The sequence below is a fragment of the Rhizobium leguminosarum genome, assembly GCF_019798305.1.
Classification (GTDB): domain Bacteria; phylum Pseudomonadota; class Alphaproteobacteria; order Rhizobiales; family Rhizobiaceae; genus Rhizobium; species Rhizobium leguminosarum_U.
On record NZ_JAAXDD010000001.1, the window covers coordinates 709,544 to 723,468 of the forward strand.

11 protein-coding genes are annotated in these 13,925 nt (G+C 61.4%); 4 read left to right on the top strand and 7 right to left on the bottom strand.

Annotated features, from left to right (window positions below; all coding sequences use genetic code 11):
- The first annotated feature begins 8 nt into the window (after window positions 1–8).
- A complete protein-coding gene (locus HFO99_RS03275; protein WP_222359210.1) occupies window positions 9–1,754 on the top strand; it encodes a glycerol-3-phosphate dehydrogenase/oxidase in 1,746 nt (581 codons plus the stop codon).
- A gap of 7 nt (window positions 1,755–1,761) precedes the next feature.
- Here the strand turns inward: HFO99_RS03275 and fba are convergent, their stop codons facing one another.
- The 6 genes from fba to HFO99_RS03305 all read right to left on the bottom strand — a co-directional run bounded on the left by fba (window position 1,762) and on the right by HFO99_RS03305 (window position 8,694).
- On the bottom strand, window positions 1,762–2,826 hold the full coding sequence (gene fba, locus HFO99_RS03280; protein WP_222331996.1) for a class II fructose-bisphosphate aldolase: 1,065 nt from the start codon (window positions 2,824–2,826) through the stop codon (window positions 1,762–1,764).
- A gap of 378 nt (window positions 2,827–3,204) precedes the next feature.
- Window positions 3,205–4,053 carry a sugar phosphate isomerase/epimerase family protein gene (locus tag HFO99_RS03285; protein ID WP_222359212.1) on the bottom strand — a complete coding sequence of 283 codons (849 nt, stop codon included), beginning with the start codon at window positions 4,051–4,053 and terminating at the stop codon, window positions 3,205–3,207.
- 11 nt (window positions 4,054–4,064) lie between these two features.
- On the bottom strand, window positions 4,065–5,051 hold the full coding sequence (locus HFO99_RS03290) for an ABC transporter permease (RefSeq protein WP_222331994.1): 987 nt from the start codon (window positions 5,049–5,051) through the stop codon (window positions 4,065–4,067).
- Window positions 5,051–6,079 carry an ABC transporter permease gene (locus HFO99_RS03295; protein ID WP_222359214.1) on the bottom strand — a complete coding sequence of 343 codons (1,029 nt, stop codon included), beginning with the start codon at window positions 6,077–6,079 and terminating at the stop codon, window positions 5,051–5,053. The genes HFO99_RS03290 and HFO99_RS03295 overlap by 1 nt, the downstream gene beginning before the upstream one ends.
- On the bottom strand, window positions 6,072–7,586 hold the full coding sequence (locus HFO99_RS03300) for a sugar ABC transporter ATP-binding protein (RefSeq protein WP_222359216.1): 1,515 nt from the start codon (window positions 7,584–7,586) through the stop codon (window positions 6,072–6,074). Before HFO99_RS03300 ends, HFO99_RS03295 begins: the two co-directional genes overlap by 8 nt.
- Before the next feature lie 124 nt (window positions 7,587–7,710).
- Window positions 7,711–8,694, bottom strand: coding sequence for an autoinducer 2 ABC transporter substrate-binding protein (locus tag HFO99_RS03305; protein ID WP_222247945.1), 984 nt, complete (start codon window positions 8,692–8,694; stop codon window positions 7,711–7,713).
- A 245-nt stretch (window positions 8,695–8,939) separates the two neighbouring features.
- On the opposite strand from HFO99_RS03305, the gene HFO99_RS03310 reads away from it, so the two are divergent.
- Window positions 8,940–9,998: a LacI family DNA-binding transcriptional regulator gene (locus HFO99_RS03310; protein WP_222300171.1), complete on the top strand. Its 1,059-nt coding sequence runs from the start codon at window positions 8,940–8,942 to the stop codon at window positions 9,996–9,998.
- Window positions 9,999–10,087: 89 nt separating this feature from the next.
- On the opposite strand, the gene HFO99_RS03315 is transcribed toward HFO99_RS03310, so the two are convergent.
- Window positions 10,088–11,629 carry a cation:proton antiporter gene (locus HFO99_RS03315; protein WP_222359218.1) on the bottom strand — a complete coding sequence of 514 codons (1,542 nt, stop codon included), beginning with the start codon at window positions 11,627–11,629 and terminating at the stop codon, window positions 10,088–10,090.
- Window positions 11,630–11,726: 97 nt separating this feature from the next.
- Here HFO99_RS03315 and HFO99_RS03320 point away from each other — a divergent pair, with 97 nt between their 5' ends.
- A complete protein-coding gene (locus HFO99_RS03320; protein WP_222359220.1) occupies window positions 11,727–12,989 on the top strand; it encodes a flavin monoamine oxidase family protein in 1,263 nt (420 codons plus the stop codon).
- A 121-nt stretch (window positions 12,990–13,110) separates the two neighbouring features.
- Window positions 13,111–13,455 (top strand): YkgJ family cysteine cluster protein, encoded by a 345-nt coding sequence (locus tag HFO99_RS03325; protein WP_222359222.1) that lies wholly within the window; start codon window positions 13,111–13,113, stop codon window positions 13,453–13,455.
- Window positions 13,456–13,925: the final 470 nt, after the last annotated feature.

A 13,925-nucleotide genomic window follows, 5' to 3' on the forward strand; every position in this document is an offset into this window, starting at 1 on the left:
TTAGGACGATGAGCATGACCCCCGATTTGCAGCAGCGCTTCTCGAACCTCGGCGAGAACGATATCGACGTTTTGATCATCGGGGCGGGCATCAACGGTGCCGGACTGTTCCGCGACCTCTCGCTACAGGGTGTCAATTGCCTGATCGTCGACAAGGCCGACTTTAGTTCCGGCACGAGCGCCGCACCATCGCGGCTCATTCACGGCGGCCTGAAATATCTGGAAACGGGTGAGTTCGGGCTGGTGGCGCAGTCGACGCTTGAGCGCAACCTCCTGCTCAAGAACGCGCCGCATTGCGTCGAGCCGCTGCCGACCTTCATTCCGGTGTTTTCCTGGACGCGCGGCATCTGGGCAGCGATCCGGACGCTCCTTGGGTCGAAGACGGCGCCACGCAGCCGCGGTGCCGTTCTGATCAAGATCGGGCTTCGGCTCTACGACTTTTTCGGTTCTCGCGACCAGGTCATGCCGCGCCACCGGCTGATCCTGAAGAAACAGGCGCGCAAGGAAATGCCGCATATTACCCCTGCCATCGTCGCCGGCGGCATCTATTACGACGCCAAGATCAGCAGGCCGGAACGGCTCGTCTATGAACTCGTGAGCGATGGTCTCGACGCGAATGCGAGAAGCCTCGCGGCAAATTTCGCGACACTGGCTGCCGTTTCAGAAGGGCGTTTGACCTTCCGGCAACCCGATGGTCGCGAGTTCAGCGTCGCTCCCAAGCTGGTCGTCAATGCGGCAGGTCCTTGGATCGATCACGTCAACACTTTGCTCGGCGCTCCATCGCACCTGATCGGCGGCACGAAGGGTTCTCATATCCTGCTTGACCATCCCGAATTGGTGCGAAGCCTCAACGGCCACATGATCTATTTCGAAGCCGACGACGGCCGCATCTGCCTGGTCTACGACTATCTCGGGTTGGCGCTGGTCGGCTCGACCGACATTCCGGCAGGTGATCCGGACAATGTCTCCTGCGAGGAGCCCGAAACGGAATATTTCCTCGAAAGCATCCGCTCGCTGCTGCCGACGCTGCGCTTCGATCGCGATCAGATCGTTTACAGCTATAGCGGCATCCGCCCGCTGCCGGCATCGGATGCGACCGCACCGGGGCTGATCAGCCGCGACCACTCCGCGCCGGTAAAGGAGCCAGAAAGCGGCAGACCGTTTCCGATCATTTCGCTGGTCGGAGGCAAGTGGACGACGTTCCGCGGCTTTGCGGAAGAGGTCGCCGACACCATTCTCTCCCGGCTGCAGCGCCGCCGCAGCCAGTCGACGCGCTATCTGGCGATCGGCGGCGGCAAGGCCTTTCCGGCTGATGCTCAGCGTAACGCCTGGATCAGCGATGCCGCGACACGCGGCGGCGTTGCTGCCGAGCGTGCCGAGGAACTGCTCGGCCGCTACGGCACGACGGCTGTGGCACTGCTTTCCTCCCCTTCAAGCTATTCCGACCAACAGCGCCTGACCGGTGCGCCGCGTTACAGTTTCCGGGAGATCGACTGGATCGCCCGGAATGAACTCGTCGTCCATCTGTCGGACATCGTGATGCGCCGCACGACGCTTGCGATCGAGGGCCGGTTGACGCTGGAAGGCTTGCGGGAAATTGCCGGCGTTGCCAGGACGGCCCTCGATTGGAACGCCGACCGAACGGCAAGCGAAATCGAGGACGTTGTCAGCCAGCTGAGCCGCTTCCACGGCCAAGCACTGACAGGCAAGGTTGCCGCCGAGCCGGAAAGGGCACCCCGCCCGGCCTCGGGCTAGCCCAGTTTCAGGAAAAAGCCGGATCGAGAGAACCGGACTTGTAACGCTTCGCCATTTCCGAAACGGGAAGGGGCGTGATGCGGCCGGCCATGCCGGCAGTGCCGAACTGTTCGAAGCGCTCCTTGCAGAGCTTGCTCAGCGCCGTCATTGCCGGCTTTAGATATTTGCGCGGGTCGAACTCGCTTGGGTCCTCCTGCAGCACGCGGCGGATCTGACCGGTCATCGCCATTCTGCCATCGGTGTCGATGTTGACCTTGCGCACGCCGTTCTTGATGCCGCGCTGGATTTCTTCGACCGGGACTCCCCATGTCGGCTTCATCTGACCGCCATATTTATTGATGATCTCCTGCAGCTCGATTGGGACCGAGGACGAGCCGTGCATGACGAGATGCGTGTTCGGGAGCTTACGGTGAATTTCTTCGATGACGTTCATTGCAAGCACCGAACCGTCCGGCTTGCGGGTGAACTTGTAGGCGCCATGCGATGTGCCCATCGCGATGGCAAGCGCATCAACCTTGGTTTCACGCACGAACTTCACGGCTTCGTCTGGATCGGTCAGCAGCTGGTCGTGCGAAAGCTTGCCCTCGGCGCCGTGGCCGTCCTCGGCCTCGCCCATGCCGGTCTCGAGAGAACCGAGAACGCCGAGTTCGCCTTCCACCGAGATGCCGCCGAAATGCGCCATATCGGTCACCATCTTGGTGACGCCGACATTATAGGCCCAGTCGGCGGGCGTCTTGGCGTCCGCCTTCAGCGAACCATCCATCATCACCGAGGTGAAGCCCGCCTGGATCGCCGTCATGCAGTTGGAGGGATCGTTGCCGTGATCGAGATGCACGCAGACGGGAATATGCGGATAGATTTCGACGACGGCGTCCATCATGTGTTTCAGCATGATGTCATGGGCATAGGCGCGGGCTCCGCGCGACGCCTGCATGATAACCGGCGCCTGACACGCGTCGGCGGCTTCCATGATGGCCAGCGCCTGCTCCATATTGTTGATGTTGAAAGCGGGAACGCCGTAGCCTTCCTCCGCAGCATGGTCGAGCAGTTGCCTCAGCGTAATGCGTGCCATCCAAGATTCCCCCATATCGATGGTCGATCGAAACGCCGCCATCTCTTCGAAACTAGAGCCCGGGCGTGAGCCGTTCAAGCGTCTTATTTTAATAGGCAAAAATGGCATAGGAGGAAGAATGTAACAAGCAATAATAACAATATCACAAACAGTATGATATTTCTTGACAGTCATTTCGCCTGCCCGAGGCCAAATGATATTCAGGGGATGTGCTGAAGAGGTGGGCCGCCGGCACGGTCCTCTGCCGGCGATGGCGAGATCTCTTCAGTCAAACACCCCATGTGGACGCTACGGTTGCGGCTTGTGACCAATGGCAGACGGCCAGCATCAGCCTCGATCTAAAGCTACAACCGAATGGGCGATATCCGGCAACTGGGGTCAGATGAGACCGTATTGTTCCGCCTTGTTGCGCAGGAACGGCAGGCCCCTGTCCATGACCTCTTCCATATCGCGTGCGACGGGGCGCCAGACGGCCAGGCCATAGGCGACCTCGGGCGGCATATTGATGAAGCTCTCCATCGCAAGTCCGCCCTTGAAGCCGATTGCGGCGAGCGCAGCATAGATCGCATCCCATGGAATGTTGCCGTAGCCCGGCGTGCCGCGGTCGCTTTCGGAAAGGTGGATGTACTTCAGGTGATCGCGGGCAATCAGGATGCCGTTTGCCGCACCCTTCTCCTCGATATTCATATGGTAGGTGTCGAGGTGAACGAAGACGTTGTCCGCGCCGACACGCTCCACCATGTCGACGGCCTGCTGCGCCGAGTTGATCAGGTGGTTCTCGTAGCGGTTCACGGCCTCGACGCCGAGTTGGATGCCGTACTTCCCAGCATGTTTTGCTGCTGCGTCGAGCACCTTGGCGATGTTGTCGTATTCGCCTTGCGTCGGTGGCAAGCCGGTGCGCTCGCCAATGCCGCCGAAGATGACGCCCGAGAGCGCCTCGGCGTTCATCTCCGCAGTCTTTTCGATCGCAACCTTCAGGTGCTCGATTGCTGCATCCGGGCGGACGGAGGCCCAGGCATGCTCCGGCAGACCGAGCGAGCAGACGGCGCGCAGCTTGTTCTTTTCAAGAAGGTCGCGGGTGTGTTTGGCATCGACGGCAGGCGCATTGAGCAGCGCGATCTCGATGAAATCCATCTTGTAGTGCACGGCTCCGGTAATCGCCTTTTCGGCGCCTGCGCGATCCCAGTTCATGGTCCACATGCTGGTGTGAACGCCGAAACCTTCCATGGTCGTATCTCCTATTTCACGATTTTGACGAACTTGGCCGAGAGCCAGCGCAGCACCATCACGACGATGAGCAGGATGCCCCAGACGGCAGTGGTGAGATGCTGGTTGGCGCCGAGCAGGTTGAGCCCCGAAGAGAGGAGCTGCAGGACGATGAGCGCCACGAAGACGGGCAGGACGCGGCCGAAGCCGCCGAAGGGATTGATGCCGCCGAGAAAGCAGGCGAGCACGGTGATCAGCAGATAGGATTCGCCGTGGCCGACACGCACCGAATTGAAGCGGGCAAGCATGATGATGCCGGCAACCGCCGCCATCACGCCGGAGAGCATGTAGACCAGCACCAGGACCTTGCGGGTGTTGATGCCGGAATAGCGGGCAGACTCGATATTGGAGCCGATCATATAGGTGGAAAAGCCAAGCTTGGAGCGCGAGAGCAGGATGTGGCTGGCGATCACACAGGCGATCAGGATCAGCAACGGGACGGGGATGCCGAGGAGGCTGCCGTGGCCGATCGGAGCGATGAAGGTGGGGAAGCCCGAGATATCGCCGCCGCGTGTCAGGAACTCGCCGAGGCCGCGCAGGAAGATCATCATCGACAGCGAAACGAGGATGGGATGGGCGCGGGTAAAGGCGATGACCAGGCCCATGACCAGGCCGCTTGCCGCGCCGACGGCAAGCGCCAGAGCCGAGCCGAGCAGGAAGGCGCCCGGGCCTGCGTCGATGCCGCCATTGGCCTGCAGCGTCCAGGCAAGCGTCAGGCCGGCGATGTTGGCGGTGAAGGTGATCGCAAGGTTGAGGCCGCCGGTGAGGATCGGCATCAGCATGGCAAGCGTCAGGACGCCAAGCTCGGGAAGTTGAAAGGCGACCGAGCCGAAGGTCGCGCCCGTCAGGAAATGCGGCGAAGCGAAACCGAAGACGACAAGCACCACCGCCAGCGCGGCGAGGGGACCGGCCATGTCGGCCCCGAAGATGGCGTTGAAGCGGGCGGCGAGCGCGTTCATCAGCTCTCTCCCCTGTCTGCAGGCCTGCCGCCGGTCGATTTGCGGGTCGCAAACACCGGCACCAGATTGCCGATGCGGGCGCTCGACAAGGTGATCGCCACGAGGATGATCGCGCCGACGATCATCTTGAAGGCGAAGGGCGAGACGCCCATCAAGTTGAGGCCGTTCTGGGTGATCGAGACGAGCAGCACGCCCAGCACGCAACCGAGCACGGAGCCCTTGCCGCCACCCAGCCGCGCGCCGCCGAGCACCACTGCAGCCAGGACATCGAGCTCGCGGCCATAGAGTGCGTTCGGCACGACCTCCTGCGCATAATGCGCCTGCATGAGCCCGGCGATGCCTGCCATCAGTCCAAGCCAGCCGAAGGCGATGAACTGCATGGCGCCGATATTGATGCCGAAGCGGCGCGCGCCTTCCGGATTGTCGCCGAAGGCATAGAGCTGCCGGCCGGTCGTCGTGCGGGCAATGAAGAACCAGGTGGCCAGCGTGCAGACGGCCATGACGACGACCGGCAACGTGATCTCAGCCCAGCTCCCATCGGCCATTTCGCGCTCGTAGATGATGACGCGGCTCGTCAGCCAGTCGGGCAGATTGTAGATCGACACCCCCTTGGTGAAAAACATCAGCAAGCCGAAATAGACATTGAAGGTCGCGATCGTCGCGACGATCGAGATGATGCGGAAGCGGTGGATCAGGAAGGCGTTGATCACGCCGAGCACGATGCCGATGCCGGCCGCAATCAGGAAGCCGGATACCCATCCGCCCCCGCCGATCCGCTCGAGCGCAAGTGCGGTGACATATTGCACGATCGAGGCGGCGACGGCGAAGGAGATGTCGATCCCACCTGATATCAGCACCACCAGCAGGCCGACGGCAAAAATGATGTTGACCGCGCTGATATTGAGCAGGTCGAAGACATTGCCGAGCGTAAAAAAACGGTCGGTCATAAAGGCCAGGACAAGGCTCATCGCGATGATGACGGCAAACAACACGAATTCCGTCGTATGGGACAGGAACAGCTTACGCATAGACCGCCGCCTCCAGGTCCTTCAGTGTGGTCGCGCGCGGATCGTGCCAGCCGGCGATGCGGCCCTTTTCCATATGGATGATCCGATCGGCGTTGAAATAGACCTCCGGCACCTCGTCCGAAATCAGAATGATCGCAAGCCCCGCCTGGGCGAGGCGTGCAACGATTTCGAAGATGCCGGCGCGGGCGCCAACATCGACGCCGACGGTAGGCGCATCGAGGATCAGCACCTTGGGATCGGTGGCGAGCCATTTGGCGATCGCGACGCGCTGCTGGTTGCCGCCCGAAAGCGTCGAGATCGCATCGTCCTGCTTGCCGATTCTGACGCCGAGATCGGCGATCCAGCGCGCGACCAGCGAGCGCTTCTTTTCCGGCGAAATGAGCCGGCGGCTTAGAATACGATTGAGCGAGGCCATGACCAGATTGTCGGCGATGGATTGTGGCTGGTTGAGACCGAGCGACAGGCGGTCTTCGGAGAGATAGGCGACGCCTGATGTGATCGCCTCGCGGTTGGAGGCAAAGTGCATCGGCTTTCCCTCCAACACGATCGTTCCGGCGGCGGGCTTGCGCATGCCGAATAGCGTCAGCGCAAGTTCGGTGCGCCCGGAGCCGAGCAGGCCGGTGATCCCGAGCGTCTCTCCACGGCGCAGATCAAAGGAGATGTCCTCGAACTCGCCAGACCGGGAAAGCTTGCTGACGGAGAGCAGGACCGGGTTCTGCGATACGTCGCGGGCGAGAACATTCTGGTCGAAGGTGCGCCCGGTCATCAGCTCGGTGATCTTAGACTGGGTCATGCCCTCCACCGGATAGACCCCGACCAGCGCGCCATCGCGCAGTACCGTGATGCGCGAGGAGATGTCCAGCACTTCCGCAAGACGATGGCTGACGAAAACCACGGCAACGCCCGAGGCCGACAGCGTGCGCACAATCGCCAGCAGATGATCGGTCTCCGACTGAGTGAGCGAGGCGGTCGGCTCGTCCATGAAGACGATGCGGGCCTCTCCGACCAGCGCGCGGGCGATGGCGACGATCTGACGCTGGGCGATGGCGAAGTCCTTGAGGGGTCTATCGACATCGAGGGTGATGCCAAGCCGGGCGAGCGCCTCCTCGGCTATGCCGCGGATCGCCGCATAGTTGACGAAGCGCGGGCGCGAACCGGAAAGGGTCTGGAAGGCGATATTCTCAGCCACGCTCATTTCCGGAAAGAGTGCGAGGTCCTGCCAGATGATCTGGATGCCGCGGGACTGGGCCATGCCAGGCGTCATGTGGGATATAGCCTCACCGTCGAAGACGATCTCGGCACCGTCTGCAGGCCGATAGACGCCGGAGATCACCTTGATAAGGGTGCTCTTGCCGGAACCATTCTCGCCGGCCAAGCAATGCACCTCGCCAGGCAAGACTTCGAAGGAGACGTTTTTCAGTGCCTTCACACCGCCGAATGTCATGTTGATGCCGCGAAGCGAAAGAAGCGGCTGGACCCTCACACCATCATCCGTTGCCATGCTCATGCCGGTAGCCTGTCCAGTCGTCGAATGCCATCAAAGGTCAATGGTCCAGCCATGGCCGGCCGCTCGTTTTCCCGAACGTCGGGCCGGTCCATTCGACCGGCCCGACACCCGGGAGGGGGCCTCCTCAGAGGCCCATTGCGGCCAGATCGTCGACCGTATCTTTGTTGATCGGCAGCAGCTGATCGACGATGATGTCGTTGCCGACAGGCTTGATCACGCCGAGACCCGGAATGTCATCACCTTCCTTGATGCTTTCGCCCTTGATCAGACGATCAGCGAGCGTGACGAAGACTTCGCCGGCCTGCTTCGGATTCCACATGAAGCCGCCCGATATCGCGCCTGATTTGATCAGCTTCTGGCCCTGGCCGGGCGAGAACGGGCCGAGCACGAAGATCTTGCCCGTCTTGCGGCGTTCCTCGATAGCGCGCCCGGCGCCGATCGGGCCCTGGCTGCCGAAGGCGAGGAAGCCTGTCAGATCCGGATGGGCAGCGATGAGATCGAGCGCCGTCGACCGGCTTTTGTCGACATCTTCTGCGACGCCATAACGGTCGCCGACAAGTTTCATGTCCGGATAATTCGCCTTGATATAGGCGATTGCGGCGTCCGCCCAGGCATTGTGCAGGGGCACGGTGAGCGAGCCGACGAAGACGGCATATTCGCCCTTGCCGCCCATCTTTTCGGCGAGCAGCTTGCCATGCGCCTCACCAAAACCGGTGGCAGATGCGAGTTCGAAATTCCAGTCGGCGCCCTTTTGCGAGGGCGATTCATGCGTAATGACCTTGATGCCGGCGGCTTGCGCCTTGGTGAGCACGGGCTCGAGCACCTTGGCATCGTTCGGAACCACACCGATGACCTTGACGCCCTGGGCGATCAGGTCTTCGATGGCGCGCACCTGCAGCGCCGGGTCGGCGCTGGTCGGGCCGATCATGAAGGCATCGACGCCGAGTTTCTGGCCCTGCTCCTTGATGCCGGCTTCCATCGCATTGAACCACGGAATGCCGCCGATCTTGACGACAATGCCGACCTTAGGCGCGTCCTCTGCAAACGCGACCACCGCCCCGGCAAACGACAGCGATGCGGCAAATGCCGCTACGATAAGTCTCCTCATCTTCACTCCTCCTCAAGGTCGCTCATGGCGAACGACGACCACCGGCCGCTTTGCGGCAGGTTGTTCCTGGTTGCTTCACGGCGAGGGAATACCCTTGCCTCCCGTCCCGCCTCCTCCGGCGAACCATTTTTGCGCAATCGATCTTTCTTTTTTGCACAATCGATGGTGCAATAACTATCGATCAAGGTATGGCTTTCGTCAAGAGGGGTTTGTTTCTAAGGGAAACGACCACGGAAAGGCGGGATATGGCAGACATCAGCAAGAAAAAGGCGACAATCTACGATCTCTCGATCCTATCGGGTGCGTCGGCTTCCACCGTAAGCGCCGTACTGAACGGAAGCTGGCGGAAGAGGCGTATCAAGGAGGCGACGGCCCAGCTCATTCAGAACCTGGCGAACGAGCACGGATATACGGCAAACCTGCAGGCTCGCGGCCTGCGTTCGTCCCGCTCCGGTCTCGTCGGTCTTCTGCTGCCGGTGCACGACAACCGCTATTTCTCCTCTATGGCGCAGTCTTTCGAGGCACAGGTGAGAAGTCGTGGCCAGTGCCCCCTCGTCGTCAGCGGGTGTCGCGATCCGGACGAGGAGCGTCAGGTCGTCGAGACACTGATCTCCTATTCGATCGACGAGCTTTTCATTGCCGGCGCAACCGATCCGGATGGCGTGCACAAGGTTTGCGAAAAGGCAGGCCTGAAGCACGTCAACATCGATCTGCCCGGCACGCTGGCGCCGTCGGTCATCAGCGACAATTATGAAGGTGCGCGCATGCTGACACAGGCGATCATCGAGCGCGCGCAGGAGGATGGCCCGCTTTCACCTGACGATCTGTACCTATTCGGCGGCCGCAACGACCATGCCAGTCATGAGCGAATTCGCGGTTTCCGCGACGTAAAGCGTGCACTGCTGGGCGCCGATCCGGATGTCTGCATCCAGCCGACCGGCTATTCCCCCGCCATGACTGCCCGCGCCTTCGAAGCCTTCTACGAAGGCCATGGAAAGCTGCCGCGCACATTCTTCGTCAATTCGTCGATCAATCTCGAAGGGCTGATGCGCTTCCTCGCGCTGCATCCGCACGAGACCTTCGCCGATATCATCGTCGGCTGCTACGACTACGATCCCTTCGGCTCCTTCCTGCCTTTCCCCGTTTTCATGATCCGGCAAGACGGCGAAGCGATGATTACCAAGGGGTTTGCGATCCTCGATGCAGACCGCCGCCCGCCAATCACGCATCTGGTGCGGCCAACCCTCGTGCCCCCACGCACGGCGCTGACCGGCCCACTCGATGCGCTGAAGGACATCGGGTAATGCGCCCCGCCTCATTGGAAAAGCTGGCCTGACGAGCAACAGACTGTTTGATGCCGATCGTGTTGGCATCGACAACTGCCTAATCGGATCTAGCTTTCTGTGATGCGGCGATCTTCATCGGAGCCGACGGAAAGCTGCTTCCAATCCAGGTCCTCCTGCAGCTCGAGATATTGCGTCGCGCCGATCTGGTCTGTGTCGCGCAATTCCTCGAGGCGCTGGCGCTGGGCGAGAACGGCAGCGATCGTCAGGTGACGGCGGCGATCGAGCGGCGAGGTCTTGTTTGCATCGTTTGATGCAGTCCAATGATCCTTGCAGATCGTGCGGATCGCTTCAGCCTCAGTACCGTCTTCCTTCTCAAGCCGCTGAAAGGCCGCTTCTGCGAGCGATCTTCGGGCAGCCCTAAGTTCATCGCGGACCTCTGCCTGCCGACCGAGTTTCAGGAAATGGATCATGGGTGCCAGGGTCGCCCCCTGAATGACCAGGGTTGCAAGCACCACCGTGAAGGCCGTGAGCACGACCAGGTCTCGTTCCGGAAAATCGGTAGGGAGCGCGAAGGCCGTCGCCAGCGTAACGAGGCCGCGCATACCGGCCCAACCCACCAGCAAGGTCTCGCCGGATGTGAAAGGCGCCAGTTCATGGCCGCTTCGGTGGCGAGACGCGACGACGGCGTGAAGCAGGAACGCCATCGCCATGCGCGCCAGGATGACGCCGACCACCACGATGGCGGCAAATCCCATCGCCCGCTGAAGCTCTTCAGTCGACATCGTCTCGAGGATGCGGCGCGCCTGCAGCCCCATCAGCAGGAAAGCCACCACGTTCAACAGGAAGACGACAGTCGTCCAGACCGCGAAGGAATGCACCCGCATGCGCGGCGAATCCTCGACCGAAGAGAGGGTGGCGATGGTCATTGCGCTCGCCACGGTGGCAAGGACGGCCGACAGCTGCAGATGTTCGGCGATCAGCCAGGTCGAAAAAGCGTAGACGAATTGAAGTAGGGTCCCACCAACCGTATTTTCGGTTATCGGTCGAAGCCGCGAGACGAAAAAGCCAAAGACGATACCGAACAGGATCCCTCCAGGTGCAGCGAACCCTACCTGAAGCGCCGTCCCGGCATCCAGCCCACCCCGCGCCTGGACAGTCAGCGCGGCCCCGAAAAGCAGCAGCGCGGTGGCGTCGTTGAACAGGCTTTCTCCCTTGAGCAGGGCGTCCACACGGCGGGCGACCGGCAAATTGGAAAGGACCGCCGTGGCGGCCGCGGCATCGGGCGGCGCAACGATTGCGCCGAGTGTGACCGCAACCGCGATCGGAAGCCCGACCGTCAGCGCGCTGATCGACACGACCACGCCTGTCGTGACGAGAACGGCGACGACGGCATAAAAGAATAGTGGCAGCAGCATGCGCCGCGCCGCGCCCACCGGGAAGTCATAGGCCGAATCGACAAGAACGGGCGCGATGAACAGAGCGAGCGCCGTCGGCGGATCGATGGGGATCGTGGGCGCGCCGGGCAACATCGCCACGGCGACGCCGGCGGCAGCCAGAATGCCGGGGTAGGGCAGCCGCATGCGACGCGTCACCTGCAGCAGCAGGATGGCAACCGCAAGCAATGCAACAAGTGTTTCGAAGAACGTCATTTCCGCATACTAGCAGCCTTTCGGGCACATTGAAGCGGGTGCGGCCCCGATGTAAAGCTTGTGTCGTATCAAGCTGCTGACGCAGCGGAGGGCGACGATGGACTACGAGGTTGCGATTGTCGGCGCTGGCGCGGCCGGCATTGCAGCAGCAAAAGGGCTGGCCGATGCCGGCCGCTCGGTCATCATCCTGGAGGCCAGCAACCGCGTTGGCGGACGAGCCTGGACAAGCGAGCTGGCCGGAATGCCGCTGGATATGGGTTGCGGCTGGCTGCACTCTGCCGAGCGCAATCCTCTCGTCGCCATTGGCCGTGGGGCCGGGTTCAATATCGAGCGCGGGCCGACCGCGTGGCAAAGCCAGTGGTGCGATCTCGGCTTCACGCAGGAGGAGCGCGCGGCGGCGGCGGCGGCTTGGAACGCACTTAAGGAGCGGATGCGGACCAATCCTCCCGCCAGCGACAGGGCGTCGGACGCGCTGGAGCCAGATGGCAAATGGAACGCCTACTGCCAGTCCCTCAGCGGATATCTGAACGGCGCGCCGCTCGATCGGCTGTCGGTCACCGACTTTCTTGCCTATGACAATGCAGCGACCGACGCCAATTGGCGGGTGCATGAAGGCTATGGAAGTCTGATCAGCGCGGCCGTTCCGAACGTGGCCTTGCGCCTTTCGACAGCCGTTCGACGCGTGACATTGACCGCGAACGGCGTCCAGCTGGAGACCGACCGCGGTCCTGTTACATCAGGTGCCGCGATCATCACGGCATCGACCACCGTTCTGGCCCGCGGAGCCATTATCTTCGACCCGGAGGCCGACGATCACCTCCATGCCGCTAGTCAGCTGCCGCTTGGCCTCGCAGACAAGCTGTTTTTGGAACTCCATGGTAATCATGGTCTCGAGCCGGAAACCCATCTGCTCGGCGACCCGCAAAATGCCGAGACCGGCAGCTATTATATCCGGCCGTTCGGCCGGCCGATCATCGAAGGCTTCTTCGGCGGAAACGGCGCTGTCGTCATCGAGCGCGCGGGTTTGATAGAGGCATTTGCCTTCGCACTCGACCAGCTTTCATCACTGCTCGGCGGCAACATCCGCCCCCACCTGCGGCCCCTGGCAGCCTCTTCCTGGTGTCGTACCGATTGGATAGGCGGCTCCTACAGCCATGCGTTGCCCGGCCATGCCGACGCACGCGCAGTCTTGGCGCGCCCGGTCGGCGACCGGCTGTTTTTCGCCGGCGAGGCGACACACCAATCCGATTTTTCGACGGCGCATGGCGCATGGGAAAGCGGGTTGCGGGCCGCCGACCAAGCTGCAGCTGTTCTACCACCGACACATTTTATTCCGGCCACTGACCCTAGTTTATCTTGAGGTGGAATTTCGCCGCCTAACGTCAGGATGAGGATCCTGATGAAGATGGAATGCGCTCGCGGCAAGAGAAGCGGTTGGCCGGCAGCTTTATCATTGGCCGGCTGTGTGGTAGGAGCGGGTCATGACATCACTGATCGACTTTGATTGCCGAAGCTGCGGAGCCTGCTGCTCCTTTTCGCCGACCTGGCCCAGATTTTCCACCGAAACAGAAGCTGCTCTCGATTTGCTGCCGGCGCAATTCGTAGCCGCGAACGAGCAGGGAATGCGTTGCGACGGTGCGCGTTGCTCCGCTCTGGTCGGCCGTGTCGGTTCAGAGACATCCTGTCAGGTGTACGATCTTCGGCCTGATGTCTGCCGCGCCTGCGTCCCAGGCGATGGAGCTTGCTTGACCGCCCGCGAGTCCTTCGGGATCGGTCAGCAAAGTTTGCCGCCCGGTCACATCGATGCGCGTTTGCCAATCAACTGAAGTGAGTGGTTCGGTCCTAGCGCCAACGTTGACTGTGACCACAATTGCGCGCGAAACGCTAAACTTTAAAGCCACTGTGGCGGTTCAACACCCGCAACAACAGCCCAACCTTCGGCGCAGGCGCGACTGTCTGTCGATTTTCGAGAGTTTTGCTTCCACCTCGATTCTGCTGATTCGACACGGCGGCTCCTAGACAGGATGAGCGAGCCAAAGGAATCCGCCGCCTCCGGTTCCATAATGTTGATTACGCCACTTTGACATGTAAGGGCTATTTAGTAATGCGACAGTTGGGCCAGTTAGAGATGCGACAGTCTCGCCTCTCGACGCACTGGTCAACGCCAATGTTGGGAGCAAGGATGACGATCTTCAGCCTGGTCGAGACCATGAGCGGTCGGAGTCGTCATGTCCTTTATGATCACCATGTCGCAGAAAGAGTTGCATCGCCTCGAAGTCATCCAGAAGATCCGTGA